Origin of the sequence: Paraburkholderia sp. BR14312, assembly GCF_040948675.1 — a bacterium.
GTDB lineage: Bacteria > Pseudomonadota > Gammaproteobacteria > Burkholderiales > Burkholderiaceae > Paraburkholderia > Paraburkholderia nodosa_A.
The window spans coordinates 333,244-358,263 of the sequence record NZ_JBFPKI010000010.1 but is presented as its reverse complement, the minus strand read 5'-3'; the positions used below and the strand labels follow the sequence as shown (position 1 = coordinate 358,263).

Genomic DNA, 25,020 nt, shown 5'->3' with positions numbered 1-25,020 from the left:
TCCCCACATCGCGGGCGGCGCCGTCAAACCGGTCGCCATCCATCGAGATGCGTCACATTGTGCTCAGCCGCACGCCGGGTCTTTGTGCGTCACCGCGCGGTCGTCTGAAGATTTTGATCGCAAACCACCCCCGGACGTTCGCCGCGCCTCATTGCGCCCTTCATTTCACGCAGACTCGTCAACCGCGGCCCGCGCGCCGCGCGGCCACCTTGCCGAGCACGGCGAAATCGGAGTCGCCGTCGCCGTGCGCCACGGCTTCGAGCAGGCTGTCGCGCAGCACGCTCGCGAGCGGCATCGGCGTTGCGGCGGCGTCGGCCGCGGCCAGCGCGAGCCGCACGTCCTTCAGGCCGAGGCGCGCCTTGAAGAGTGCGGGCTCGTAGCGCCGCTGCGCGATCATGCCGCCGTAGCCCGCATACACCGGGCCCGGGAACGGGCCGCCCGTCACGACGTCGAGGAAGTCGCGCATGGCGACGCCGTAGCCGTCGAGCAGCGCCGCGGCCTCCCCGAGCGACTCGACTGCCGCAGCCAGCATGAAGTTCGCGGCGAGTTTCATCACGTTCGCCTGCTGCGGCACAGCACCCACGCGCCACGTTTTCTGGCCGATCACGTCGAACAGCGGCTGCACGCGGTCGATCGCCTCGGTCGCGCCTGCCGCCATGATCGTGAGCTTCGCCGCCTGCGCGGCGTCCGGGCGCCCGAGCACCGGCGCCGCCACGTAGTACAGGCCACGCCCGGCATGGGCCTGTGCTAGCGCTTCGGCCAGTGCGACAGAGATGGTCGCCATGTTCACGTGCACGAGCCCTTGTGGCGCATGGTCGAGCAGCGTCGCGTCGATGACCTCGCGTAGCGCGGCGTCGTCGGCGAGCATCGAGAACACGGCGTCGCCGGCGAAGGCCTCGCCCGGCGTGCCGACGATGCGCGCGCCCGCGTCGGCAAGCGCCTGCGCCTTCGCGGCGGTGCGGTTCCACACGCGCACCGTGTGGCCCGCCTTCAGCAGATTGCCGACCATCGCACCGCCCATTTCGCCAAGACCGATAAATCCGATGTCCATCGCCTGCTCCTTCCATGAAAAACGAGGGAAAACCCGGGGCAAAGGTGCAGTACAGCACAAGACGGGCCACGCTGCAGGCGGACCCTCACGCCGCGCGGACGCACGCGCGCTGTGGCAGGCGGTGCGATACTGCTTGGCATGGTCACCGCCACCTTCCGTTTTTACGAGGAGCTGAACGACTTTCTTGCGCGGCCGCTGCGCCGGCGTGCGTTCAGTTGCGCCTGCGCGCGCAACGCCACGGCGAAACACATGATCGAAGCGCTCGGCGTGCCGCACACGGAGGTCGAACTGATCCTCGTGAACGGCGAATCGGTGGGTTTCGACCATGCGCTCGCGGACGGCGACCGCGTGGCCGTCTACCCGAAGTTCGAGGCGCTCGACATCCGGCCGCTGCTGCGCGTGCGCGACGCGCCGCTGCGCGAACTGCGCTTCGTCGCCGACGCGCATCTGGGCGGCCTCGCGCAACTGCTGCGGCTGGCCGGTTTCGATACGCTCTACGACAACCACTTCCCCGACGACGAGATCGAGGCGCTCGCCGCCGCCGAACACCGCATCGTCCTCACGCGCGACCGCGAACTGCTCAAGCGGCGCAGCATCACGCACGGCTGCTACGTGCGCGCGCTCAAGCCGCGCGCCCAGGTCCACGAGATTTTCGAGCGGCTCGACCTCGCCGCGAGCGCGCGGCCGTTCCGCCTCTGCCTCATGTGCAACTCGCCACTGCGGCCGATCGAGCGAGCCGCGGTGCGCGAGCGCGTGCCCGCCGGCGTCTACGACCGGCAGACGCGCTTCGTGACCTGCGACGTCTGCCGGCGGGTGTTCTGGGAAGGCTCGCACTGGCAGCGCATGCGCACGCTGATCGACGGCCTCACGCGCCCCGTGAACGAGGCGCACGCGGCACATGACCGGCTCGAGCGCCACAACGGCCATGAGGGACCGGATCGCGGTGGCGACGCGTAGTGGTATTCACGGGTACTCGATGCGGCTGACTGGCGCTCACGAGACCAGTCGCCGCGATGGACGCACGCGGGCGTTTGCGTACAATGCGCGCCACCGCCCAACACCGGAGCACGACATATGGCCATGAAGAAAACCGACCTTGAGAAGAACAAGGCACTGAAACTGATGCAAGCGACGCACAAGAGCGGGCCCGACCGCTTCGGCAAGGGTGCGGCGCAACCGGCGCTGGACCGCCGCGAACAGCGCAAGCTGGACCAGGCGCAAGGGCTCGTGCCCTTCGCGTGCAAGCTCAACGCCGATCTCGTCGACAAGCTGAAGGCGCGCGCCGAGGGTCATCCCGGCGGCGTGAACGGGCTGCTGACGGAATTGCTGGAGGCCGGGCTCGCACGCGAAGCGTCCTGAGTTCGCACCCGCGGCGAACGCGCAAAAAAAAGCCAGAGCAGTTGCTCTGGCTTTTTTACGACTGACGGGCGCTTTAGTTTGCCTGGCCCTTGTCTGCCGTACCGGCGGCCGATGCGCCTTCCGACACAGCGGCACGCTTGCCGTGGTGCTTGAGTTGCTTGTGCTGCTTCTTGGCCTTTGCGGGCGCGCTGGCTGCCGGTGCGGTCGCAGCGGGAGCCGAAGCGTCTTGTGCGAATGCCGAAGCCGTGACCAGTGCGAACGATGCTGCGATGAGCGAGGCGAGAATCTTTTTCATCTGTTGTTCCCCAAAACCTGACAAATAATGACCGGCACGTTGTGAATTAGAACAGCGTGAAACCGCAAAACGATCCGCTTGCCGATCTGGGCGGGCGTTTCGCGCGAAGCAGTATTACGCAGCGTAGGGCGTTTGTCATCCGCTAATGGCCGGGTGTATTTTCCGGGAGACAATTCCCTTTCAATTCGGATACGATCGGCCTTTACGCGTCCGTTTTCCGGATGTTCGTTGTTTTTTCACGTAATACGCTGAATTGGCCTGCTCCAAGTGAATTCGGGCCAGATTGACAGTTCCCCGCGAAAAGAGATCTCCGCTTGCAATCCGCCTCCCGCCGCCACCTGCGCGCCAATCTCCTGATGCTGACCGCCGCCCTGATCTGGGGCTCGGCGTTCGTCGCCCAGCGCCTGAGCCTCGACGCCATCGGCCCATTCCTGTTCACCGGCCTGCGCTTCCTGCTGGGCGCCGGCGTCGTTTCGGTCTTTCTGCTCGCACGCCGCCGCACCAGCGGGCGCGGCGCTGCGGACCGCGGCAACACGGCGGCGCCGGCGCTGTTCAACGGCACGCTGCTGCGCTCGGGCACCGTGCTCGGCCTCGTGCTGGCCGTCGCCATCTCGCTTCAGCAGATCGGACTCGGCTACACGAAGATCGCCAACGCCGGCTTCATCAGTTCGCTCTATGTCGTGATCGTGCCGATGCTCGGCGTGCTGCTGCGCCATCGCACCGGCGTCGGCACATGGCTCGGCGCCGCGCTCGCCGCGGTTGGGCTCTACTTCCTCAGCATCAACGAGCACTTTTCGGTGATGTACGGCGACTGGTACCAGCTCGGCTGCGCGCTCGTGATCTCGATCCAGGTCATGCTCGTGGGCCACTACGCGCCGCGCCACGATCCGCTCGCGCTTTCGATCGTGCAGTTCGTCGCCTGCGGCGTGGTGTGCCTTGCGATCGGGCTCGCGTGCGAACCGCTGCGCGCGGCCGACATCGTGCGCGCCGCGCCCACCATCCTTTATGGCGGCGCGCTTTCGGTGGGCATCGGTTATACGCTGCAGGTCGTCGCGCAGCGCGACGCCGCGCCCGCGCACGCCGCCGTGATCTTCAGCATGGAAGGCGTGTTCGCCGCGCTCGCGGGCTGGGCCGCACTCGGCGAAACGCTCACGCCGCGCGCACTCGCCGGCTGCGCGCTCATGCTCGCCGGCCTGCTCGCCTGCCAGCTCCTGCCGGCCTGGCAAGCGCGCATGCTCGCGAAGCAGCGCGCCGCTGCGCAACCTGCCGAAACGGCGTAAAAACGCGCCATGATTTTCTGGCGTTGATCTCGCGCTCCGCACTATTTCGACAAATGGCGTCGCTTTCGAGTGGCGCCATTTTTTTCGTGTGGATAACGCGTAATTGCGTCGCGCCGAACCAGGTTATCCACGCCCACCTCTGGACAACCTGGGGACGACCTGGCGAACGACCTGTGGACCACTTCTTGATAACCACGCACCTGGCGTTGCGGCCTGAAAAGTTATCCCAGCAGCTCGCAACGCGTACAAGCTTTGTCCGCATGGCTATCCGTTTTGCATCGGTATGAGCCGACAGGCAATTTTCGTGTTGTCCACAGTTAATGCCAGGACTTGTTAACTGCTACTACTTATAAATATAAATACTGAAAAGACTATGGGGATATACGCGACGCTCGCTTCGTTCGCGTGCTGCGCATTCGCGCAAAGTCATTCCACGCTGTGTTCAAGTGTCCCACGCATGCGCAATGAAAAAAGGCGTGCCCCGAGGAGGCACGCCCTTGCTGAATGCATCGCGTGAGGAACACCTTGGGGCTAAACGCCCGCCATCATCCGCTCGATCGTCGGCTCGAGGTCGAGCAAACCGATGGTCGCGGGCTTGGCCTCGACGACGCCAAAGCATTCCGTGCGCTGTGGCGCCGGATCGACGAGGAAATTGCGCGCGTAATGCCCGCAACGCGCAGGCGGCAGAAGCCGCTCGGGCGGGATCACCTCGAATGCCGTCCCCACGGCGATGAAGAGATCGTCTGGCGTCATGTCGCTCTGAATGCGCCAGAGCGTCTCGTACTCGGGCGCGGCCTCGTTGAAAAACACTACACCGGGCTTCACGCCCTCCACCTGCCCGCAGGACGGACAGGCCGCTTGCGGATCGAGCGCGCGGCCGGACACGGGAAACCGATAGTCGCAATCGGTGCACAGCAGCGAAATCATGTCGCCGTGCAGATGCGTCACCTGGCGCGCGCCGGCCTGCTCGAGCATGTCGTCGATGTTCTGCGTGACGAGATGCACGCGCTCCGTGCCCCAGGCGTCCTGCCACTTCGCGAGCCGTTCGTGGGCGGCGTTCGGGCGCGCGTCGCCGCATTCGGCGATGCGCTGGTTGTAGAAACGGAACACCGCGGGCCGGTTGCGGCGCCACGTGAGGTAATTGCACACCTCGTCGATGCTCGCATGGGACCAGATGCCGTCGCCGGTGCGGAACGTCGAAATGCCGCTTTCCGCAGACAGTCCCGCACCGGAAAACACGAACAGGCGGGGGAGTCTGCCGGACTGCCCCGGTTGCCGGGATTGCGCCACGTTTGCCACTTTCGCCTCCTTGATCGAACGGCGACATTATGACCGTCCAGCGGCGTTTCGGCAGAGGTTCGCCATGGCGGACAGGCGCATGGTCCCGACGAGCGCGCTGTGCGCCCCCAGAACCGGCGCAGGGCGTCTGATCACCCCTGACCACGCGCCGGGTCGCGGCAGCCGCTTGAGAGGCCTCTCAACGCCTTCTGCCGCGATCGGCCAATAAAAAAGGGATGCCGCTATGGCATCCCTTTTTTCAACAGGCGCGATCAGTGCGCGAACAACCTCACTCCACCGTCACCGACTTCGCGAGGTTACGCGGCTTGTCCACATCGGTGCCGCGCACGCACGCCGTGTGATACGCGAGCAGTTGCAGCGGCACGACGTGCAGGATCGGTGACAGCAGCCCGTAGTGCTCCGGCATGCGGATCACGTGGATGCCGTCTTCGCTCGTGATGTGCGTATCGGCGTCGGCGAACACGTACAGCTGGCCGCCGCGAGCACGCACTTCCTGCATGTTCGACTTGAGCTTCTCGAGCAGCGCGTCGTTGGGCGCCACGGTCACCACGGGCATCGCCTCGGTCACGAGCGCAAGCGGCCCGTGCTTGAGCTCGCCGGCCGGATACGCCTCGGCGTGGATGTACGAGATTTCCTTGAGCTTGAGCGCGCCTTCGAGCGCGATCGGGTAATGCAGCCCGCGCCCGAGGAACAACGCGTTTTCCTTGCGCGCGAATTCTTCGGACCACGCGATGATCTGCGGCTCCAGCGCGAGCACGCCGTTGAGCGCGGCCGGCAGATGGCGCAGCAGTTTCAGGTGCGCGCTTTCCTGTTCGGCATTCACATGGCCGCGCAGCTTGCCGAGCGTGACGGCGAGAATGAAGAGGCCGACGAGCTGCGTGGTGAACGCCTTCGTCGACGCGACGCCGATCTCGCGCCCTGCGTGCGTGAGGAACTTGAGCGCGGTGAGCCGCACCATCGCGCTCGTCGCCACGTTGCACACCGCGAGCGTGTGCGCCATGCCGAGCGACTGCGCGTGCTTGAGCGCGGCGAGCGTGTCGGCGGTTTCGCCCGACTGCGAGATCGTCACGACGAGCGCGCGCGGATTCGGCACCGACTCGCGATAGCGGTATTCGCTCGCGATCTCGACATCGGTGCGGATCTTCGCGATCGACTCGAGCCAGTACTTCGCCGTGAGGCCCGCGTAATAGCTCGTGCCGCACGCGAGAATCAGGATGCTGTCGATGCCCTTGAACACCTCGCCCGCGTTCTCGCCGAAGAGCTCGGGCGTGAAGGCGTCGGTGGCGGGAATGGTGTCGGAGATCGCACGCGGCTGCTCGAAGATTTCCTTCTGCATGTAGTGGCGATACGGGCCGAGATCGACCGCGCCGCCATACGCACCATAGGCCTGCACGTCGCGCACTTCGCGCGTCACGATATTGCCCGCGCGATCGGCGATGCGCACGCCTTCCAGCGTGATCTCGCACACATCGCCCTCTTCCAGATAGCTGATGTGCTCGGCGCTGCCCGCGATGGCGAGCCCGTCCGACGCGATGAAATTCTCACCCTTGCCATAGCCCACCACGAGCGGCGACCCGGCGCGCGCGCCGACCACCGTATGCGGCTGGCTCTTGTGCACCACGCCGATCGCATACGCGCCCGCGAGTTGCTGCACGGCCGCGCGCACGGCGACGAACAGGTCGCCCTGATACAGGCTGTGGATCAGATGCGCGATGACTTCGGTGTCGGTCTGCGAAACGAATTCGTAGCCCTTCGCGCGCAGCATTTCGCGCAGCGACTCGTAGTTCTCGATGATGCCGTTGTGCACGATCGCGAGCGTGTCGCGCGAGAAGATCGGGTGCGCATTGTTCACCGTGGGCGCACCGTGGGTGGCCCAGCGCGTGTGCGCGATACCGGTCACGCCTTCGAAGTGCGACTCGCGCACCTGCTCGTCGAGCTCGGCCACGCGCGCCACGCTGCGCACGCGCTGCGGGCCGTCGGCCGTCACGACGGCCACGCCGCACGAGTCGTAGCCGCGATATTCGAGCCGCCGCAGTCCTTCGATCAGGACGGGAACGATGTTACGAAGCGCAACCGCGCCGACGATGCCGCACATGGATTCGATCCTTTGCAATGAGAGGCGTGGGCGCCGCGCGTCTTCGCACAGCGGCGCCGGGTTTCAACCGTTCAGTTCTTTTTCTTCACCGGCCGAACGTAGCCGGTTTTCGCGATCTGCGTCTTCTCGTTGAGCACGAGCGTGGCTTCCGGCACGTCCTTCCACACCGTCGTGCCCGCCGCGATCGTTACGCCGCGGCCCACGCGCACGGGCGCGACGAGCTGCGTATCCGAGCCCACGAACACGTTGTCCTCGATGATCGTGCGGTGCTTGTTCGCGCCGTCGTAATTGCAGGTGATGGTGCCCGCGCCGATGTTCACGCCCGCGCCGACATCGGCGTCGCCCACGTAGCTCAGGTGATTCGCCTTCGAGCCCACGCCGATGTTCGCGTTCTTCACCTCGACGAAGTTGCCCACGTGAACTTCATCGGCGAGCTTCGCGCCGGGACGCAGACGCGCATACGGCCCGAGCACCGCGTTCGCGCCGACAGCCGCGTTTTCGATATGCGTGTAGGCGTCCACGCGCGTGCCCGCGCCGATCGACGCGCTGCGAATCACGCAGTTCGGGCCCACGCTCACGTTGTCCGCCAGCGTCACCTCGCCTTCGAATACGCAGTTCACGTCGATGAACACGTCGCGCCCGCAGTGAAGCGAGCCGCGCACGTCGATGCGCGCCGGGTCCGCGAGCGTCACGCCCGCCACGAGCAGCGCCTCGGCCACGTTGCGCTGATGCACGCGCTCGAGTTCGGCGAGCTGCTGCTTGCTGTTCACGCCGAGCGTTTCCCATTCGTCGTGGGGCTGCGCGGTCACGGCCGGGTGACCGGCGGCGATCGCGGCTTCCACCACGTCGGTGAGGTAGTACTCGCCCTGCGCGTTGTCGTTCTTCAGCGCGGCCAGCCAGCCCGCGAGCGGCGCGGTGGGCGTCACGACGATGCCCGTGTTGATCTCGGCGATCTTGCGCTGCGCTTCGTTCGCGTCCTTCTGCTCGACGATGCGCTCGACCTCGCCTGCCGCGTCGCGCACGATGCGGCCGTAACCGGTCGGGTCGTCGAGCGTGACGGTGAGGATGCCGTAGCCGTTCTCGCCAGCGGTGTCGACGAGACGCTTGAGCGTGGAAGCGCGCGTGAGCGGCACGTCGCCGTAGAGCACGAGCGTGGGCACGTTCGCGTCGAGCAGCGACAGCGCCTGCGCGAGCGCGTGCCCCGTGCCGAGCTGCTGCGCCTGCAGCGCGAACTGGACGTCGGGCGCGCCGACGGCTTCGCGCACGGCTTCGCCGCCATGGCCGACCACGACGACGAGGCGAGTGGGCGACAGCGTGCGGGCAGTATCGATGACGTGCGAGAGGAGCGGCTTGCCGGCGAGCGGATGGAGCACTTTCGGCAGCGCGGAGTGCATGCGTTTGCCCATGCCTGCCGCGAGGATCACGATGTTCATTGCATCAGTGACTGAATGAGGATGAAGCGGCCGATTTTAGCATGCGGGATATCCCCGACACGCCGGCCGGCCGGCCTCTCGTGCCCCGAAAAACATTGTTTTACAACTGCTTTTCTTCGGATTGACAGGCGGAAGTAAAAACGCTCCGATGCGGGGTCGGAGCGTTTCAGAACCACAGAGACGATCTGAAGTAAGGCTCAAAGATCGTCGAACGGCGTGAACTTGATCGCCGTGCCTTCCGCTGGCGCCGGGTCGGTGGAACACGGTTCTTCGTCGAACGCGATGTCGCCGGCCGGATCGGCCACGCCCGTCGCGCGCAGGTCCGCGAAGTTGAACAGGTTCGCGTCCATGAGATGCGACGGCACGACGTTGCCGAGCGCGTTGAACATGTTCTCCACGCGGCCCGGGAAGCGCTTGTCCCACTCGCGGATCAGCGCCTTCATCTCCGCGCGCTTCAGGTTCGGCTGGCTGCCGCACAGGTTGCATGGAATGATCGGGAATTCGCGCAGCACCGCGTACTTCTCGAGATCGGTTTCCTTCACGTAGGCAAGCGGCCGGATCACGACGTTCTTGCCATCGTCGGACTGCAGCTTGGGCGGCATGCCCTTGAGCTTGCCGCCGTAGAACAGGTTCAGCAGCAACGTCTGGAGAATGTCGTCGCGGTGATGGCCGAGCGCGATCTTGGTCGCGCCCAGTTCGCCCGCCACGCGGTACAGAATGCCCCGGCGCAGGCGCGAGCACAGCGAGCAGGTCGTCTTGCCCTCGGGTACGAGGCGCTTGACGATGCTGTACGTGTCCTGGTTCTCGATGTGATACGGCACGCCCACGCGGTCGAGATATTCGGGCAGCACGTGCTCCGGAAAGCCCGGTTGCTTCTGGTCGAGGTTCACGGCCACGATGTCGAAGTCGATCGGCGCGCGCTCGCGCAGGCGCAGCAGCACGTCGAGCATCGCGTAACTGTCCTTGCCGCCCGACAGGCAAACCATGACCTTGTCGCCGTTCTCGATCATCTTGTAGTCGCCGATCGCCTGGCCGACCTGACGCACGATGCGCTTGAACAGCTTGTTGTTCTCGTAGGCTTCCTTCTGCTCGCGGCGCGTGAGCACCTGGCGGCCCGTCTCTTCGGTCGCGGCGTCCTCGCCAACGGGTAGCGTTTCGGGGGCGTTCATGAATCAGTCCTCTTTGATGCGAAAGACCTCGACGCCCACCGCGTCGCAGTCCGGATAAACGTCGGGCTTCTCGGTCGAGACGCGCACCGCGCGCACGAGTTCGTGTGAGAGCAGCGCCGCGGCGAGATCGTCGCAGAGCGTCTCCTGCAGATGGATATGGCCTTTGCCCACGCGTTCGGCGACGGTCGAGCGCATGAAGTCGTAGTCGACGACTTCGCGCAGTTTGTCCTCTTGCGGCGTGGTCGAAGCAAGCGGCACGAACAGGTCGACATTGATGATGACGCGCTGTTCGCCGCGCTTCTCGAACTCATGCACGCCGATGTTGATGTGCACTTCGTAGTCGCGCAGGAAGAGCCGGCGGCAATCGGCGAGCCGGGGGTGAAGCAAAACGGTGGACATACGGGTTCCAGTCGATAAAAGCGTGCGTTCTCTCGCACGTATGCCGGCGCGGCGCGCCCGGCGGGTCGTTCAGCCGGTCTGCAAAACCGCTCGTGCGCGGCGGCTTGCATTCCTTTGTCTTCGTCAGCACCGCTGGCTCGCCGTTCTGCTGGCAGCGGGCTGTGCATTTAGTTGCAAAACTAGATGCAATCCACGTTCGGGCGTCAGCCGCCCGTCAAAAACATCACGTCGCGGGGCAGCGGCAGGAGATGCTGGCCGCCGTCCACGACGAGCGTCGTGCCGGTCACGCCGGTTGCCCGCGCCAGATACAGCGCGGCTTCCACGAGATCGGCGGGCCGCGACGCGCGCTTGAGCGGCGTAACCTGGTGCGCGGCGGCGAAGCTCGCCGGCGTCTGGTCGCCCGACTGCAGCGTCAGGCCGGGCGCGAGCCCGACCACCCTCACCTTCGGCGCGAGTGCCTGGGCAAGCGCGACGGTGGCGTTCTGCAGCGCGGCCTTCGTCAGCGTGTACGACAGATAGTCGGGATTCATGTTGTACAGCTTTTGGTCGAGCACGTTGATCACACACGGGCGCAGCGTCTCGTCGTCCGCCGCCGCTTCGGGCGTTGCCTCGTACAGCATGCGCGAGAGTACGAGCGGCGCGCCCACGTTGATCGCCATCAGCTGCAGCAGCTTCGCGTAGCCCACATCCTGCGCGGTGTCCTCGTCGAAGCGCGAGGCATTGTTGAGCACGCACGCCGGACGACCGAGCGCCGCGACACAATCCGGCACGAGCCGGGCCACCTGGGCTTCGTCGCCGAGGTCGGCGTGCAGCGCCACAGCCCGGCGGCCCAGCGCCGCGATCTGCGCGACGACTTCGTCGGCGGCCTCGCGCGACTCGCCGTAATGAACCGCGACGTCCCAGCCGCGCTGCGCAAAGCCGAGCGAGAACTCGCGGCCAATACGGCGTGCTCCGCCCGTGACCAGCACGACGGGCGCCGCTACTCCAAAATCGGGGCGCGATCCGTTGTCGGATGCACTCATGTCGGCGTCAGCCGGGCGGATGCCGGGAGTTGCGCTCATTTACAATGCCGGGATGAATCCGAAAGCTCACGAACCCGATAGTTTACCTGTTCCCGAGCCGATCGCGCTCGCGCAGTCCGAGGCGCTCGCGGCCACGTTGCGCGCCGAGATCGCCGCGGCGGGCGGGTGGCTCCCGTTCGACCGCTACATGGAGCGCGCACTCTATGCGCCGGGACTCGGCTACTACGGCGGCGGCGCACGCAAATTCGGCCTCTTTGCCGACGACGGCAGCGACTTCGTGACCGCGCCCGAGCTTTCGCCGCTCTTTGCCGCGACGCTCGCGCGCGCCGTGGGCGAAGCGCTCGCCGCCAGCGGCACGCACCGTGTGATGGAATTCGGTGCGGGCACGGGCCGCCTCGCGGCGGGTCTGATGCTCGCACTCGACGCAGCAGGCGTGGCGTTCGACTCCTACGCCATCGTCGATCTGTCGGGCGAGTTGCGCGAGCGCCAGCGCAAGACCATCGTGCAGCTCGCGCCGGCACTGCTGAGTCGCGTGACGTGGCTCGATGCGCTGCCCGCGCAGTTCGAAGGCGTGGTGATCGGCAACGAGGTGCTCGACGCCATGCCGGTGCGCCTCTTCTCGCGCAAGGACGCCGTCTGGCACGAGCGCGGCGTGAGCGCAAACGCAGAAGGCGCCTTCGTCTTTTCCGATCAGCCGGCGAACTCCGGGCGCGATGCCAACTGGCCCGAGAGCGCGCTCGCAGGCGTGGAAGGCAGCGAAGACTACGTGACCGAAACGCACGAAGCCGCACTCGCCTTCACGCGCACGGTTTGCGCGATGCTCCAGCGCGGCGCGGCTTTCTTCATCGACTATGGCTTTCCGCGCCACGAGTACTACCATGCGCAGCGCGCGCAAGGCACGCTGATGTGCCACTACCGGCACCGCGCGCATGGCGACCCGTTCCTCTATCCCGGTTTGCAGGACATCACCGCGCACGTGGAATTCACGGGCATTGCCGAAGCGGGCGTCGAAGCGGGCGCGGACCTGCTCGGCTATACCACACAGGCGCGCTTTCTGATGAACGCGGGCATTACCGACGTGCTGAGCGAGATCGATCCGCACGACGCGCAGCGCTTTCTGCCGGCCGCGAACGCGGTGCAGAAACTCGTATCGGAAAGCGAGATGGGCGAGCTGTTCAAGGTGATCGCGTTTTCGCGCGGCATCGACGAGACCATCGCGGCGTTTGCGCGCGGCGACCGCAGCCATACACTCTGACGCTCACGCCACGCGACCATGATCCGCTGGTTTCTCACCACCTTCATCGCCGTGGCGATTCTCTCGAGCGCCCAGCCCTGGCTCAGAAAGCTCGGCATCGGGCGGCTGCCGGGCGACATCACGCTGCGCATTTTCGGCCGCGAATATCCGCTGCCGTTCATGTCGACGCTCGTGCTTTCGATGGCGCTTTCGTTTCTCGTGCGCGCGCTCTGAACGCGCGCTCGACCGGTCAAGCCGCAGCGAGCGCGCCTTCCACCGCCGCCACGCGCGCCTCGTGCACGGCTTCCTTGATCTTCTCGGCGCCGCCGCGTTCGATCGAGCGCGCAATCGCCCCCGCATCGACGCCGCGCGCAGCCACGAGCGCGATCCGCAGGCGCTCCGCCTGCGGATAAGGCGCGTTCTCCCAGTTCAGCCGCCCGCGCAAATCGGCCTCGCAGGCCTGCAACGCCTCGGCGAAACGCGCGGGTTTGCGCAGCGCGTCGCAACGTTCGAGCATGCGCACGAGCGCCGCCGCGCCCATCTCCATCACGCGATGCACGTTGCCGTGCTCGCGCGCGACCAGCACCGCCAGCTCGCGGCAGTCGTTGGGCACGCGCAGACGGTCGCACAGCGGTTTGAGCAGATCGACGCTGCGCCCTTCGTGGCCGATGTGACGCGGCAGCACGTCCTCGGGCGTCGTGCCCTTGCCGAGATCGTGCGTGAGCGCCGCGAAGCGCACCGCCAGCGTGTAGCCCTGCGCGGCCGCATGGTCGATCACCATCATCACATGCACGCCGGTGTCGATCTCCGGGTGATAGTCGGCGCGCTGCGGTACGCCCCACAGCGCGTCGACCTCGGGCAGCACGCGCGCGAGCGCGCCGCAATCGCGCAGCACCTCGAACATGCGCGACGGCTTCGCTTCCATGAGACCGCGGGCGATTTCCTGCCACACGCGCTCGGGCACGAGTGAATCGACTTCGCCTGATGCGACCATCTCGCGCATGAGTTCGAGCGTTTCGGGCGCGACGGTGAAATCGGCGAATCGCGCGGCGAAGCGCGCGATACGAAGAATGCGCACGGGGTCTTCGAGAAACGCGTCGCTCACGTGGCGGAACACGCGCGCCTCGAGATCGCGCGCGCCGCCGAACGGATCGACGACCTCCCCCGTGAGCACGCCGCCCGGCTGCACTTCGCGCGCCATCGCGTTGATGGTGAGATCGCGCCGCGCGAGATCTTCCTCGAGTGTCACGTCAGGCGCGTAGAAAAACTGGAAGCCGTGATAGCCGGCCGCCGTCTTGCGCTCGGTGCGCGCAAGCGCGTACTCCGCGTGCGTTTCGGGATGCAGAAAGACCGGGAAGTCCTTGCCCACCGGACGATAGCCCTGCGCGGCCATCTGCTCGGGCGTCGCGCCCACCACGACATAGTCGCGGTCGCGCACGGGGAGCCCGAGCATCTCGTCGCGGATCGCGCCGCCTACGACATAGATCTTCATTCGTCGTCGCGCTCGTCGTCCTGGACGATGTGCGTTTCGCGGCGCGCCGCCTCGACCCACTCGGTCACCGCGGGCAGTGCGCTCACGCGCTGCGCGTACGCCGCCGCTTCGGGCGAGAGCTTCGGCTGGTAGCTGTTGAAGCGCATGACGACCGGCGCGTACATCGCGTCGGCAATGCTGAACTCGCCGAACAGGAACGGCCCGCCGCTCGCGGCGAGACACTCGCGCCAGAGCGCGTCGATGCGCGCGACGTCGGCGAGCGCACCCGGCGTCGCGCCGGCGCCCGGCTTCACCTTGCGGATGTTCATCGGCATGTGGTTGCGCACTTCGCCGAAGCCCGAATGCATCTCCGCGCTCACACTGCGCGCGCGGGCGCGCGCGTTCGCGTCGCGCGGCCACAGCGCGTGCTGCGGGAAGCGCTCGGCGAGCGTCTCGGCAATCGCGAGCGAATCCCACACGGCAAAGCCGTCGTCGCCAACGAGGCACGGCACCTTGCCCGAGGCCGAGAACGCGAGGATCGACGACCTGGTGGCCGGCTCGTCGAGCTCGATCAACACCTCCTCGAACGCAATGCCGAAGTGCTTGAGCAGCACCCACGGACGCATAGACCACGACGAATAGTTCTTGTCTCCGATTACGAGCTTCATTGTTCCAATGACCGTTGTGAGTTGAATAAGCGCCGCCTGAGAGTCCGCGTTGGGCTATCGGCCGGCACTGGCGCGAAAGATGTTCAGCCGCGAACGCAGCGAGGCGTCGGCGAGATAGAGCGGCGCGATCGTCTCGATGCTCGCGGGCTCGATATCGAGCTCGGGGGCGAGCGGACCAGTCAGCACGCTGTCCACCTTCATCGAATCGAGATTATCGCGCGTGAGCACCGGCACGCCCGGCGCCATTTCGAACGAGAGCGCCTGCAGGCGGCCGAACGCGTCGGGCAGCCGCACGATGCGCGCGTGCCGACCCACCACTTCGCCGCAATACTGCAGCAACTGTTCGAGCGTGTAGACCGTCGGGCCGCCGAGTTCGTAAGTGTGCCCGCTCGCGGCGTCGAGATCGAGCACGTTGACGATCGCCTTCGACACATCGCCCACGAACACCGGCTGGAACTTCGCGTCGGGCATAGCGAGCGGAATCATCGGGAAGAGCCGCTGCAGGAGCGCGAAACGGTTGAGGAAGGTGTCCTCGGGACCGAACACGACGGAAGGCCGGAAGATGGTCGTGGCGAGCGCCGGGGCCGCGTGCACGGCTTTCTCGCCGTCGCCCTTGGAGCGCAGGTACATGCTCGGCCCGCGCGGGTCGGCGCCGAGGGCGCTCACATGGATCAGGCGATGGACGCCCTTGCCCTCGCAGGCCGCGACGACCTTCGTGGGCAAGTCGACGTGCAGCTTCGCGAAGCCCGGGCCGTAGGGATCGCCGCGCCCGCCGTTGAGCGTGCCGACAAGATTGATGACCGCGTCCGCATTTTCGACGAACGCCGCGAGCGCGACCGGATCGGACACATCGGCCTCGATCACGTCGACGGGCAGCAGGGTGAGATGGCGGGCGTTGTAGCGGCGTCGGGTGGCGACGCGCACGTCCTTGCCCGCCTCGACGAGCGCGTTGACGAGATGGCTGCCGATGAATCCCGAACCGCCGATGACCGCAATGGCTTGATGTCGCATCTTCGACCTCCTCGGGCAGGCGGCGCCGCCGCGTACGAGGTCCGGTTCGTCCCGCGGCGCGCCAGTCAGAAGACGGAGCACGCAGCGTGCCGTCTGCCGTGCGCGTTTCCGTATGAAGGGAAGCGGCGCGGTCCAACGGCCCGGCGCTTACGGCGAGATATAGCCGAGACGCGCCTTCAGCGATTGCGGACGGCCCTCGAACAGCGCCGCATAGTAGACCGTGTTCGACAACACGTTTTTCACGTAATCGCGGGTTTCCTGGAACGGAATGGTTTCCGCGAAGATGGCGCCCTCGACGCCGCCCTGCAAAGTCTGGCGCCATGCGCGCGGGCGGCCCGGCCCGGCGTTGTAGCCCGCGGTGGCGAGCACGGCGGAGCCGTCGAACTGATTGTAGATCATCGACAAATAATTCGTTCCGAGCAGGATATTGGTGTCGAGATCGTTGAGCTGGTCGCGCGACAGGGGCCCGAGGCCGATCTTCTTCGCCACCATCTGCGCCGTGGCCGGCATGATCTGCATGAGGCCGCTCGCCCCCACGCCCGATTTCGCATTGAGAATGAAACGCGATTCCTGGCGAATCAGGCCGTAGGCCCATTCGACGTCGAGGCCGCTCGTTTGCGCGTCGCGCTCCACGACGTCGCGGAACGGCGCGAGATAGCGCAGCGAGAAGTCGTGCTCCGTTTGCGTGCGGTCGGCCGTGTTGACGGTGCGGTCGAGCAACTGGATGCGTTTCGCGTATTCGGCGACGGCGAGCAGTTGCCGATCGCTCATGCCGCGCAGCGGCCAGTTCCATTCGCGATTGCCTTCGAGCCGCAGGTTCAGCGCGTAGAAGCGCTGCGCGAGCGCGAAGCCCGGCGTTTGCGCAGCCTGGGCGATTTCGGCGTCGCTCACCGTGGTCTTCGGCGGGATGGTGATCTTCTGGCCGAGTTCTTCGGTGGCGAGCTGGCCGTAGAAGTGATAGCCCTGCGAAATCGACGCGAATTCCTGGTTCGCTGCGCCCGTTTCGCCGGCCTGTTTGAGCGCGCGTGCGTGCCAGTACACCCACGACGGCTGCGCGCGCAGCGCGGCCGGCATCTGTTCGATCGACCAGCGCACCATGGTCCAGTCGCCGCCCAGCAGCGCGGCGCGCGTACGCCATTCGTAAGCCGGGTTCGAGAGAGGCGCATTGGCCGAGAGGCGGTACCAGCCGAGCGAAGCGGGCAGGCGCTTCAACGCCCCTTGATAGCCGATCGTGCCCCAGCCTGTCGCGCGCTCCGGCGAACTGAGCTGCGGTGCGACAGTGGCGAAGGTGGCCGCTGCCATGGCCGGATCGTTGGCCGCCATCACGGTGACGGCGAGCAGCGCGAGCTGGTGCGATTGCGGGTCGGCGGTGACGCCTTGCGCGAGCGTGAGCGGCGGCGTGCTCACGGCCTGGCTGAACGCGGTCGGGTCGGGGCGCTGCGAAAGGCCGTCGAGCAGCTTCGCGCCGGTCGAGGTCTGGTTCTGCTCGTAGGCGAGGCGGATCTGCTGCCACACGTCGTCGCTCGAGAACTGGCCTTTGATGGCAAGCGCGGTGATGAGATCGACGCAGCCGTCGCCGTAATAGCGCGGCTCGGTGAGCAGCGCACGCGCGTCGTTCGCGACGTTCTCGCCGCGCGCCGCGCGCGACTCCAGCGCGTAGCACTTCACCTGCGTGTCGTCGTTGAGCACGAAGCGCGAATATTGCTGGTCGAAATTCGTCCAGTCGTGGCGCGCGCCGAGCACAGTCAGATAGTCGTTGCGCATGCGGTCGGCGATCGCCTGACCGTCGTAGCGCTGCAGGAACGACAGCACCGGCGCGTCGGGCGCGTCGATGCGCGCGTGGCCCTGCGAATCGAACAGCTGCGGCTTGAGCTGGAAGTATTCGAGGTACGACGGCGCCGGGTAGTCGGGAATCATCGCAGCGAGTTGCGCGGCGCGCGCGGGATCGTTGTTGCGCGCGGCTTCGCGAAGCTGGATGAAAGTCTGATCGTCGTTGGAAAGGACTGCGCCTATGGGCAGTGCGACGGGGCGCACGGCGTCCGCCGTGCTGCATGCTACGAGTGCCGCGGCAGTCAGTGCGAGACCGACCACGCGATATACTCGGACAAGGCGTTTGGACATCGTTATTTCTGGAGCGCGAGGTGAACCCAAGCATAGCACGCAACCCTCACACGGAATCCAAAAAGGACTGGCGTGCAAGGCTGCTTCCTCGGCGAATTGAGGCGGCTTCCGACGTGGCAATCGGTGCGGCACTCGCGGCTCGTCTCGATGCGCTCGTCGCGCAATTTTCGCCGCGTTCGATCGGGTTCTACTGGCCCTTGCGCGGCGAGTTCGATGCGCGCGCCTGGATCACCGCCTGGCTCGCCGCCGATGCGTCACGCCGCGCCGCCCTCCCCGCCATTCCCGAGCGCCATACGCCACTCGTCTTTCACGCCTGGACGCCCGATGCTCCGATGTGCGAAGGCCATCACGGGATCCTCGAGCCGCAATCGCAGGAAGTGATCGTGCCTGATCTTCTTTTCGTGCCCTGCGTGGGTTTCGATCGCGACGGCTATCGCCTCGGTTACGGCGGCGGCTACTACGACCGCACGCTGGCCGCCTGGCCGGGCGTTGCGTTGCCCGTCACGGTTGGCATTGCGTATGAAACATGCCGCATCGACGACGGCGTGCTTGCGCGCGAGGCGCACGACCTGCCGCTCGACGCCGTGGTGACGGAAGCCGCCACGCACCTTTGCCAACGTTCACGTGAACGTTGAACGCTGAACGCGCCTTGATCGCTCAGAGCGAAGCCGCCGCGCGCGCGGCCGTGTCATAGAGCCCCGACGCATTGCGCATGAGTTGCGCGGCATCGCCGATCTGCTGATTCGTGAGGCCGCTTTCCTTGAGCGTCGCGATGAGGCAGCTCTCGCGCACGTCGCGATAGCGCAGGCACAGCGCCTGGCCTTCCGGCGTGACCGAAAAGAAGACTTCCTTGCCGGTCTTTTCGCTTTTTACATACCCTCTTGAGACGAGCTTCTTCAACGCATACGTGGCCACGTGCGTGTCCTCGATGTTGAGCACGAAGCAGATATCCGCGAGCTTCTTGCGCCGCTCGCGATGGCCGACGTGATGGAGCAGCGACACCTCGATCGGCGTCATGTCCTTCACGCCCGCCGCCGACATGCAGCGCACCATCCAGCGGTTGAACGCATTGCTCGCCATGATGAGCGCGTACTCGAATTCGGAAAGCTCGGCGCTCGACTCGGAGACGAGATGTTCGGACGAAACGATCTTGGTCGGCTGGCGCGACATGGCAGATAACCCGGTAGTCGGTGTTCGAAAAGGCAAAGCGGCGTGGCGTGAGTGTAATTGCAGCGCGACTGCCGTGCGCCTGGCGAAAACGCTTATTGATAATTTGTAGATAATTTATCGACAATGTACGCTAGGAAGGAATGGCACCGGCACCGTCTGTGCATCTTTCGTGCGCTTATTTCCGACCGGTCAAACCGTCCCCTGATCGATCCAACATGCCGAATTCTGACCCTCGCATTTTTCCTCTCGGTGACGAAGCGCTCGTCTGCGAAGCGCCGCCGCCCGCCACGCTCGAGGTCCAGCGCCGCGTCTGGGCCGTCGCCGCGCTCGCGCGCGGCTGGGCGCCGGTGCGCGAAGTGGTGCCCGGCATGAACAATCTGACGATCACCTTCGATCCGCTCTCGGCCGACGCCGCGGCGCTCGCGCTCGCGCTGCGCGACGCATGGCGCGAGGCCGAAGACGCGAGCGCGGCAGGCCGTGAAGTCGAGATACCCGTGGTCTACGGCGGCGAAGACGGCCCCGATCTCGAAGCGGTCGCGCAGCATTGCGCGCTCGCCGCCGCCGACGTCGCCGCGCGCCATGCCGCGGGCGTCTACACGGTGTTCTTCCTCGGCTTCCAACCCGGCTTCGCCTATCTCGGCGGTCTCGAACCCGCGCTGCACACGCCGCGCCGCCGCGAGCCGCGCCTGGCCGTCCCCGCCGGATCGGTGGGCATCGGCGGCGAGCAGACGGGCATTTATCCGGCCGCCTCGCCAGGCGGCTGGCAACTGATCGGCCGCACCGCCGCGAAGTTGTTCGACCCTTCGCGCAATCCGCCTTCGCTGCTCATGCCAGGCGACCGCGTGCGTTTCACCATCGCGGAGCTCCACGCATGATCGAAGTATTGCGCGCGGGCCTGCTCACCACGGTCCAGGATCTCGGCCGCCCCGGCTACCGGCATCTGGGCGTCGCCACCGGCGGCGCGCTCGATACGCTCGCACTCGAGGTGGGCAACCGTCTCGTCGGCAACCGGCCCGACGCCGCCGGCGTGGAAATCACCTTCGGCCCCGTCGCGCTGCGCTTCGCGCGCGCCACCCGCATCGCCATTACCGGCACCGACTTCGGCGCGACGCTCGGCGGGCGCCCGGTCTGGTCGTGGTGGAGCCTGCCCGTGGCCGCCGGCGAGGAACTCGTGCTGAACGGCGCGAAGCGCGGCATGCGCGCCTATGTGTGCGTGGCCGGCGGCGTCGACGTGCTGCCCATGCTCGGCTCGCGCAGCACCGACCTCGCGGCGGGCTTCGGCGGCCTCGCAGGTCGCGCGCTCAAGGACGGCGACCGTCTCGCCACGGGCGCCTCGTTCGCGCCGGGCCGCGAGCGCGCTGCGCTCGACCCGGGCGCGCCGGCCTTCGGCGTGAAGGCGCCCGTGTGGTGCAACTTCGCGCTCGCGGACGAGCCGCATCACCGGCGCGGACGCCATCCGGACGGCATGGCCTGGGCCGTGCCCGTGCGCGTGCTGCGCGGCCCCGAGTACGACAGCTTCACACCCGAGGCGCAGCGCGCGCTCTGGTCCGACGAATGGCAGATCACGCCCAACAGCAATCGCATGGGCTTTCGGCTCACGGGCACGCCGCTCGTGCGCGCGAACGGCGTGGATCTGCTGTCGCACGCGGTGCTGCCGGGCACGATCCAGGTGCCGCCGAGCGGCCAGCCCATCGTGCTGATGGCCGACGCGCAGACCACGGGCGGCTACCCGAAGATCGGCTCCGTGATTCGCGCCGACTGGTGGAAGCTCGCCCAGGTGCGGCTCACCGGTGGCGTGCGTTTCGTGGAAGCGACGCCGGCCGCCGCGCGCGCGGCGCTGGAAGAGGAACGGGCGTATTTGCGGCAGATCGACACCGCGATCGCCATGCACGACGAACGCCTTGCGAACCGCCGCGCGAACGCGGCCGCGAGCGCGTGATTTTCAAGCACCATCGGTAAGACAGGCAGTAAGAGGAACCCATCATGACCACCATCGATCTGAACGCCGATCTCGGCGAAGGCTGCGGCTCCGACGAGGCGCTGCTCGACCTCGTGAGCTCCGCCAACATCGCGTGCGGCTGGCACGCGGGCGGCGCCAACGCCATGCGCGAATGCGTGCGCTGGGCCGTGGAGAAAGGCGTGTCGATCGGCGCGCATCCGAGCTTCAACGACCCCGAGAACTTCGGCCGCAAGGAGATGAACCTGCCGCCCGAGGAAATCTACGCGGGCGTGCTGTATCAGCTCGGCGCCCTCTCCGCCATCGCCCAGGCCGAAGGCGGCCGCATCGCCCACGTGAAGCCGCACGGCGCCCTCTACAACCAGGCCGCGCGTGACCCGCAGATCGCCGAGGCCATCGTCTCGGCCGTGCACGACTTCGATCCGTCCGTGACGGTGTTCGCGCTCGCGGGCAGCGGCCTCGTGACGGCGGCGCGCGAGGCGGGGCTCGTCGCGATCGAGGAAGTGTTCGCCGACCGCGGCTATCGCGCGGACGGCTCGCTCGTGCCGCGCAGCGAGCCGGGCGCGTTGCTCGACGACGAAGACACGGTGCTCGCGCGCACGCTCGCGATGATCCGCGAGCAGCGCGTGCAGGCCGTGAACGGCGCCTGGGTGCCGCTGAACGCGCAGACCATTTGCCTGCACGGCGACGGCCCGCACGCGCTCGCGTTCGCACGGCGCATCCGCACGGCGCTGGACGACGCAGGCATCGGCGTGCGCGCGGCGGGGGCCGGCGAAGTTTGACCCACGCGCGTTCGAACGCAGCAAAGCGCGCGGCATGCGCCGCGCGCCGCTAGAGACGTATCACCGAAGGTTTTCACAAGGCAAACCCCCGGCAGCGCAAGCTTGCCAGGCGTAGTTGTACCGAGCAGGTTCGTAGTTGTGCGAATGGCCGACAGAGCCACGAAGTCAACGCCGCTATCCGCGGCAATCAATGACAAGCCAATACGTTTGGAGATCTACATGCAGAGCACCGTCAACTTATGGCCGCTGATCGGCGTGGCCGTCATCATCGCCGGCTTCTTGCTACGCTTCAATCCGATGCTGATCGTCGCCGCGGCGGCCGTCGTCACCGGCTTTGCCGGGGGCTTTCCGGTGGCGAAGATTCTCGCCGCCATCGGCACCGGCTTCATCAAGACCCGCAACATTCCGCTCATCATCCTGTTGCCGCTCGCCGTGATCGGGCTGCTCGAGCGCCACGGCCTGCGTGAGCGCGCGCAGATCTGGATTGGCAGCATCAAGGCGGCCACCGCCGGGCGTCTGCTGATCGTCTATCTGCTCGTGCGCGAGCTGACCGCCGCGGTCGGCTTGACGGGCCTCGGCGGCCATCCGCAGATGGTGCGCCCGCTCATCGCGCCGATGGCCGAAGGCGCCACCGAAAACCGCTTCGGCAAGCTGTCCGACGCCGTGCGCTACAAGCTGCGCGCCTACTCGGCCGCGACCGACAACGTGGGTCTCTTCTTTGGCGAGGACATCTTCGTCGCGTTCGGCGCGATCGTGCTGATGGTCACGCTGCTCAAGGAAGCGGGCGTTTCGGTCGAGCCGATCCACGTGGCGTTCTGGGGCATTCCGACGGCGATCTGCGCGTTTCTGATTCACGGTTTCCGGCTCTGGCTGCTCGACCGCAAGCTCGAACGCGAACTGGGCGCCATGCGCAACGCGAGCGACGCCAAGGCTGCAAACCGTGCACAGGGAGACGAAGCATGACGCTCACCCTCAACTGGCTCTTCTGGCTGCTCGGCATCGTGCTGCTGATCGTCGGCGGCATGATCGTGATGGATCGCGAGCATCCGCGCCGCTTCACGGCAGGCGGCTTCTGGCTGCTCTACGCGCTCATCTTTCTCGTCGGCGATCTGCTGCCCGCCGAAGTCGTGGGCGTGCTCGTGCTCGCCATGGCGCTGATCGCCGGCCTCGGCGGCGTGACGGCCGCGAAGCCCAAGGTGCTCGCGCTCGAAACGCGTATCGCCAGCGCGAAGCGACTGGGCAACAAGCTCTTCGTGCCCGCGCTCACCATTCCCGTCATTACCGTCGTGCTCACGCTCGCGGCCAGCCATCTCGTCTTCGGCGGCAAGCCGCTCTTCGACCCGAAGAACGTCACGCTGATCGGCTTCGGCATCGGCTGCGTGATCGCGCTCGCGATTGCCTGCATCATCACGCGCGACAGCGTCGGCCAGTCGATGAAGGAAACGCGCCGCCTCGTCGACGCGCTTTCGTGGGCCGCCGTCCTGCCGCAGATGCTCGGCATGCTCGGCCTCGTGTTCTCGGACGCGGGCGTCGGCAAGGCCGTCGCGCACGTGACGACGTCGTACATCAACATGGACGTGCGCTTCGTGGCCGTGGTGGTCTATTGCGTGGGCATGGCGCTCTTCACGATCATCATGGGCAACGGCTTCGCCGCGTTTCCGGTGATGACGGGCGGCGTGGGCGTGCCGGTGCTGGTGGGCGTGTTCCACGTCAATCCGGCGATGATGGCCGCCATCGGCATGTTCTCGGGCTACTGCGGCACGCTCATGACGCCGATGGCCGCGAACTTCAACATGGTGCCCGTCGCGCTGCTGGAGCTGCCCGACAAGAACGCGGTGATCCGCGTGCAGGTGCCCACGGCGCTCGGCATCCTCGCGGCGAATATCGTACTGCTGAACGTGTTCGGGTTTTGACCCGCGTACGCATGCGCTCGCAAGAAGAGCCGGCGAAAGCCGGCTTTTCCGCATTCAGGCCGCGCGCGAGCACAAGATGCGAGCGCAAAGGCCCGGCCTGGCTCAACCCGGGTCGACGTTGAACCCACGCTGGCGCAACAGCTGGAGCACGCCTTTAGGTCCGCCCAGATGCAACGCGCCGACGGCGACGAAGAGCGGCTTGTTGGGCGCCACGTACTGCTGCATGCGCGAAACGAAGCGCCGGTTGCGCTCGTAGACGATGCGATTGTCGACCGACGCCGCCACCCGCGCGTCGTGCGAGAGCTTTTCGGTGCGCGCCGATTCCCATGCGGCGATCGCATCGGCGTCGCCCACGCGCCAGAGGTGCAGCAGCGTCTGCACGTCGGACACGTTTTGCGCCGGCGTCTGCGCGAGGTCCTGGGCGAGCATCTCGCGCTGCTGCGCGAGGCTCAGGTTCGTAAAGGCGCGCATCTGCTCGCCGAGCGTCTCCAGGCCGACGATGCGGCGGCCCTTCCAGCGCAGGAACACGTTCTGCAACTGCGCCTCGGTGCCGAACTCGGTCTGCAGGCCGGCGCTCAGCGAATCGTAGGTTTCCACCAGCAGCGAGGCGAGCCACGGCCGCATCTTGCGGATCTCGGCGAGCGCCTCGGGATTGCCGCGCATGCGCGCCTCGAGTTTCTGCCAGAGCGGATCGGGCAACAGGCCCGGCAGGCAGGGCCGTTTGCACACCCCGTATTTCGAGACGTCGTCCTGGGAAACCAGCAGATCGTCGGGGGAAAGCTCGAGCGCGAGAATGGGCGACGCGGCGAGCGCCGCGAGAATCTGCGGGCGAAACGGCTGGGCGGGCGGGTAGTCGGCGGGGTCGCCCACATGGAGCGTGCCGAGCAGATAGATCGTGAGGTTGCCGCGCGTGGCGACATAGAACGGCATGCGCGCAGGCTGGGTGCGCACCGGGCCGCCAGCCGTCGTGCCCGATGCGTAGCTCGGCACGGCGGGCGCGGCGTGAAAGCCGGGAATGCCGCCGTTCGCGCCGCGTGAGGTGCCGGGCGGCATGGGCACGGCCGGATGCACACCGGGCGTGTTGGCGACGGCGCCGCCGGCGAACACCGGGCCCGAGGCGCCCGCGAGAACGCCGATCGCCAGGACCAGCGTGAGCGCCGCGCGCGCCGCAGCGCTCGACGCCTGCTTCAACGCCGCACGCAACGCCACCGCGAATGCCACACCAAAAGCCACACCGAATGTCACCCGAACAGCCGTACCCAGCCCGGCCGCCACGATAACGGCGGCAGCC

25 protein-coding genes are annotated in these 25,020 nt (G+C 66.8%); 11 read left to right on the top strand and 14 right to left on the bottom strand.

Annotated elements, in window-relative coordinates:
* Positions 1–178 precede the first annotated feature (178 nt).
* Positions 179–1,051: an NAD(P)-dependent oxidoreductase gene (locus AB3X98_RS27840; protein ID WP_368606125.1), complete on the bottom strand. Its 873-nt coding sequence runs from the start codon at positions 1,049–1,051 to the stop codon at positions 179–181.
* Between the two features lie 138 nt (positions 1,052–1,189).
* Here AB3X98_RS27840 and AB3X98_RS27835 point away from each other — a divergent pair, with 138 nt between their 5' ends.
* Positions 1,190–2,008, top strand: coding sequence for a Mut7-C RNAse domain-containing protein (locus tag AB3X98_RS27835; protein ID WP_069264244.1), 819 nt, complete (start codon positions 1,190–1,192; stop codon positions 2,006–2,008).
* A gap of 117 nt (positions 2,009–2,125) precedes the next feature.
* Positions 2,126–2,410, top strand: coding sequence for a hypothetical protein (locus AB3X98_RS27830; RefSeq protein WP_368606126.1), 285 nt, complete (start codon positions 2,126–2,128; stop codon positions 2,408–2,410).
* Between the two features lie 73 nt (positions 2,411–2,483).
* On the opposite strand, the gene AB3X98_RS27825 is transcribed toward AB3X98_RS27830, so the two are convergent.
* Entirely contained in the window at positions 2,484–2,705 is a 222-nt protein-coding gene (locus tag AB3X98_RS27825; RefSeq protein ID WP_028203426.1) for a hypothetical protein, read from the bottom strand.
* A 314-nt stretch (positions 2,706–3,019) separates the two neighbouring features.
* Here AB3X98_RS27825 and AB3X98_RS27820 point away from each other — a divergent pair, with 314 nt between their 5' ends.
* Entirely contained in the window at positions 3,020–3,985 is a 966-nt protein-coding gene (locus AB3X98_RS27820) for a DMT family transporter (RefSeq protein WP_342949233.1), read from the top strand.
* Between the two features lie 531 nt (positions 3,986–4,516).
* Here AB3X98_RS27820 and AB3X98_RS27815 read toward each other — a convergent pair.
* The 6 genes from AB3X98_RS27815 to AB3X98_RS27790 all read right to left on the bottom strand — a co-directional run bounded on the left by AB3X98_RS27815 (position 4,517) and on the right by AB3X98_RS27790 (position 11,402).
* Positions 4,517–5,284 carry a Sir2 family NAD-dependent protein deacetylase gene (locus AB3X98_RS27815; RefSeq protein WP_342949232.1) on the bottom strand — a complete coding sequence of 256 codons (768 nt, stop codon included), beginning with the start codon at positions 5,282–5,284 and terminating at the stop codon, positions 4,517–4,519.
* A 268-nt stretch (positions 5,285–5,552) separates the two neighbouring features.
* Entirely contained in the window at positions 5,553–7,379 is a 1,827-nt protein-coding gene (gene glmS / locus AB3X98_RS27810; RefSeq protein ID WP_368606127.1) for a glutamine--fructose-6-phosphate transaminase (isomerizing), read from the bottom strand.
* 71 nt (positions 7,380–7,450) lie between these two features.
* Entirely contained in the window at positions 7,451–8,812 is a 1,362-nt protein-coding gene (glmU, locus tag AB3X98_RS27805) for a bifunctional UDP-N-acetylglucosamine diphosphorylase/glucosamine-1-phosphate N-acetyltransferase GlmU (protein ID WP_368606128.1), read from the bottom strand.
* Positions 8,813–9,009: 197 nt separating this feature from the next.
* Positions 9,010–9,981, bottom strand: a complete 972-nt coding sequence (gene ttcA / locus AB3X98_RS27800; protein WP_069264251.1) for a tRNA 2-thiocytidine(32) synthetase TtcA — start codon at positions 9,979–9,981, stop codon at positions 9,010–9,012.
* Between the two features lie 3 nt (positions 9,982–9,984).
* Positions 9,985–10,380, bottom strand: a complete 396-nt coding sequence (locus AB3X98_RS27795; protein ID WP_069264253.1) for a dihydroneopterin aldolase — start codon at positions 10,378–10,380, stop codon at positions 9,985–9,987.
* 203 nt (positions 10,381–10,583) lie between these two features.
* Positions 10,584–11,402, bottom strand: coding sequence for an SDR family oxidoreductase (locus tag AB3X98_RS27790; RefSeq protein ID WP_069264255.1), 819 nt, complete (start codon positions 11,400–11,402; stop codon positions 10,584–10,586).
* Between the two features lie 52 nt (positions 11,403–11,454).
* Between AB3X98_RS27790 and AB3X98_RS27785 the strand changes: the two genes are divergently transcribed.
* Positions 11,455–12,657: a class I SAM-dependent methyltransferase gene (locus AB3X98_RS27785; RefSeq protein WP_368606129.1), complete on the top strand. Its 1,203-nt coding sequence runs from the start codon at positions 11,455–11,457 to the stop codon at positions 12,655–12,657.
* A gap of 18 nt (positions 12,658–12,675) precedes the next feature.
* Complete coding sequence (locus AB3X98_RS27780; protein WP_069264258.1) at positions 12,676–12,870, top strand: DUF2905 domain-containing protein; 195 nt, start codon at positions 12,676–12,678, stop codon at positions 12,868–12,870.
* Between the two features lie 16 nt (positions 12,871–12,886).
* Here AB3X98_RS27780 and AB3X98_RS27775 read toward each other — a convergent pair whose 3' ends face one another.
* The 4 genes from AB3X98_RS27775 to AB3X98_RS27760 form a co-directional block, all read right to left on the bottom strand.
* Entirely contained in the window at positions 12,887–14,128 is a 1,242-nt protein-coding gene (locus AB3X98_RS27775) for a multifunctional CCA addition/repair protein (RefSeq protein WP_368606130.1), read from the bottom strand.
* On the bottom strand, positions 14,125–14,775 hold the full coding sequence (locus AB3X98_RS27770; protein WP_069264262.1) for a glutathione S-transferase family protein: 651 nt from the start codon (positions 14,773–14,775) through the stop codon (positions 14,125–14,127). The genes AB3X98_RS27775 and AB3X98_RS27770 overlap by 4 nt, the downstream gene beginning before the upstream one ends.
* Positions 14,776–14,829: 54 nt before the next feature.
* Complete coding sequence (locus tag AB3X98_RS27765; RefSeq protein ID WP_069264264.1) at positions 14,830–15,786, bottom strand: complex I NDUFA9 subunit family protein; 957 nt, start codon at positions 15,784–15,786, stop codon at positions 14,830–14,832.
* A gap of 147 nt (positions 15,787–15,933) precedes the next feature.
* Positions 15,934–17,907, bottom strand: a complete 1,974-nt coding sequence (locus AB3X98_RS27760) for a transglycosylase SLT domain-containing protein (protein ID WP_368606131.1) — start codon at positions 17,905–17,907, stop codon at positions 15,934–15,936.
* An 8-nt stretch (positions 17,908–17,915) separates the two neighbouring features.
* On the opposite strand from AB3X98_RS27760, the gene AB3X98_RS27755 reads away from it, so the two are divergent.
* Positions 17,916–18,542, top strand: a complete 627-nt coding sequence (locus AB3X98_RS27755; protein WP_368606143.1) for a 5-formyltetrahydrofolate cyclo-ligase — start codon at positions 17,916–17,918, stop codon at positions 18,540–18,542.
* A 22-nt stretch (positions 18,543–18,564) separates the two neighbouring features.
* On the opposite strand, the gene AB3X98_RS27750 is transcribed toward AB3X98_RS27755, so the two are convergent.
* A complete protein-coding gene (locus AB3X98_RS27750; RefSeq protein WP_028212076.1) occupies positions 18,565–19,077 on the bottom strand; it encodes a winged helix DNA-binding protein in 513 nt (170 codons plus the stop codon).
* A 215-nt stretch (positions 19,078–19,292) separates the two neighbouring features.
* Between AB3X98_RS27750 and pxpB the strand changes: the two genes are divergently transcribed.
* From pxpB to AB3X98_RS27725, 5 genes are all read left to right on the top strand, one after another.
* Complete coding sequence (gene pxpB / locus AB3X98_RS27745; RefSeq protein ID WP_069264268.1) at positions 19,293–19,952, top strand: 5-oxoprolinase subunit PxpB; 660 nt, start codon at positions 19,293–19,295, stop codon at positions 19,950–19,952.
* Positions 19,949–21,016: a biotin-dependent carboxyltransferase family protein gene (locus AB3X98_RS27740; protein ID WP_069264270.1), complete on the top strand. Its 1,068-nt coding sequence runs from the start codon at positions 19,949–19,951 to the stop codon at positions 21,014–21,016. Before pxpB ends, AB3X98_RS27740 begins: the two co-directional genes overlap by 4 nt.
* 44 nt (positions 21,017–21,060) lie before the next feature.
* The gene (gene pxpA, locus AB3X98_RS27735; protein ID WP_069264272.1) at positions 21,061–21,816 is read left to right on the top strand and encodes a 5-oxoprolinase subunit PxpA; all 756 of its coding nucleotides are present in this window, start codon (positions 21,061–21,063) and stop codon (positions 21,814–21,816) included.
* A 219-nt stretch (positions 21,817–22,035) separates the two neighbouring features.
* On the top strand, positions 22,036–22,779 hold the full coding sequence (locus AB3X98_RS27730; protein WP_069264274.1) for a DUF969 domain-containing protein: 744 nt from the start codon (positions 22,036–22,038) through the stop codon (positions 22,777–22,779).
* A complete protein-coding gene (locus AB3X98_RS27725; RefSeq protein ID WP_368606132.1) occupies positions 22,776–23,729 on the top strand; it encodes a DUF979 domain-containing protein in 954 nt (317 codons plus the stop codon). Before AB3X98_RS27730 ends, AB3X98_RS27725 begins: the two co-directional genes overlap by 4 nt.
* Positions 23,730–23,831: 102 nt before the next feature.
* On the opposite strand, the gene AB3X98_RS27720 is transcribed toward AB3X98_RS27725, so the two are convergent.
* Complete coding sequence (locus AB3X98_RS27720; RefSeq protein WP_368606144.1) at positions 23,832–24,950, bottom strand: TraB/GumN family protein; 1,119 nt, start codon at positions 24,948–24,950, stop codon at positions 23,832–23,834.
* Positions 24,951–25,020: the final 70 nt, after the last annotated feature.

Bases quoted from the DNA above. Each gene is read 5' to 3' on its own strand.
- AB3X98_RS27840 (WP_368606125.1), bottom strand. From the start codon at position 1,051: ATGGACATCGGATTTATCGGTCTTGGCGAAATGGGCGGTGCGATGGTC.
- AB3X98_RS27835 (WP_069264244.1), top strand. From the start codon at position 1,190: ATGGTCACCGCCACCTTCCGTTTTTACGAGGAGCTGAACGACTTTCTT.
- AB3X98_RS27830 (WP_368606126.1), top strand. From the start codon at position 2,126: ATGGCCATGAAGAAAACCGACCTTGAGAAGAACAAGGCACTGAAACTG.
- AB3X98_RS27825 (WP_028203426.1), bottom strand. From the start codon at position 2,705: ATGAAAAAGATTCTCGCCTCGCTCATCGCAGCATCGTTCGCACTGGTC.
- glmS (WP_368606127.1), bottom strand. From the start codon at position 7,379: ATGTGCGGCATCGTCGGCGCGGTTGCGCTTCGTAACATCGTTCCCGTC.
- glmU (WP_368606128.1), bottom strand. From the start codon at position 8,812: ATGAACATCGTGATCCTCGCGGCAGGCATGGGCAAACGCATGCACTCC.
- ttcA (WP_069264251.1), bottom strand. From the start codon at position 9,981: ATGAACGCCCCCGAAACGCTACCCGTTGGCGAGGACGCCGCGACCGAA.
- AB3X98_RS27795 (WP_069264253.1), bottom strand. From the start codon at position 10,380: ATGTCCACCGTTTTGCTTCACCCCCGGCTCGCCGATTGCCGCCGGCTC.
- AB3X98_RS27790 (WP_069264255.1), bottom strand. From the start codon at position 11,402: ATGAGTGCATCCGACAACGGATCGCGCCCCGATTTTGGAGTAGCGGCG.
- AB3X98_RS27785 (WP_368606129.1), top strand. From the start codon at position 11,455: ATGAATCCGAAAGCTCACGAACCCGATAGTTTACCTGTTCCCGAGCCG.
- AB3X98_RS27780 (WP_069264258.1), top strand. From the start codon at position 12,676: ATGATCCGCTGGTTTCTCACCACCTTCATCGCCGTGGCGATTCTCTCG.
- AB3X98_RS27775 (WP_368606130.1), bottom strand. From the start codon at position 14,128: ATGAAGATCTATGTCGTAGGCGGCGCGATCCGCGACGAGATGCTCGGG.
- AB3X98_RS27770 (WP_069264262.1), bottom strand. From the start codon at position 14,775: ATGAAGCTCGTAATCGGAGACAAGAACTATTCGTCGTGGTCTATGCGT.
- AB3X98_RS27765 (WP_069264264.1), bottom strand. From the start codon at position 15,786: ATGCGACATCAAGCCATTGCGGTCATCGGCGGTTCGGGATTCATCGGC.
- AB3X98_RS27760 (WP_368606131.1), bottom strand. From the start codon at position 17,907: ATGTCCAAACGCCTTGTCCGAGTATATCGCGTGGTCGGTCTCGCACTG.
- AB3X98_RS27750 (WP_028212076.1), bottom strand. From the start codon at position 19,077: ATGTCGCGCCAGCCGACCAAGATCGTTTCGTCCGAACATCTCGTCTCC.
- pxpB (WP_069264268.1), top strand. From the start codon at position 19,293: ATGCCGAATTCTGACCCTCGCATTTTTCCTCTCGGTGACGAAGCGCTC.
- AB3X98_RS27740 (WP_069264270.1), top strand. From the start codon at position 19,949: ATGATCGAAGTATTGCGCGCGGGCCTGCTCACCACGGTCCAGGATCTC.
- pxpA (WP_069264272.1), top strand. From the start codon at position 21,061: ATGACCACCATCGATCTGAACGCCGATCTCGGCGAAGGCTGCGGCTCC.
- AB3X98_RS27730 (WP_069264274.1), top strand. From the start codon at position 22,036: ATGCAGAGCACCGTCAACTTATGGCCGCTGATCGGCGTGGCCGTCATC.
- AB3X98_RS27725 (WP_368606132.1), top strand. From the start codon at position 22,776: ATGACGCTCACCCTCAACTGGCTCTTCTGGCTGCTCGGCATCGTGCTG.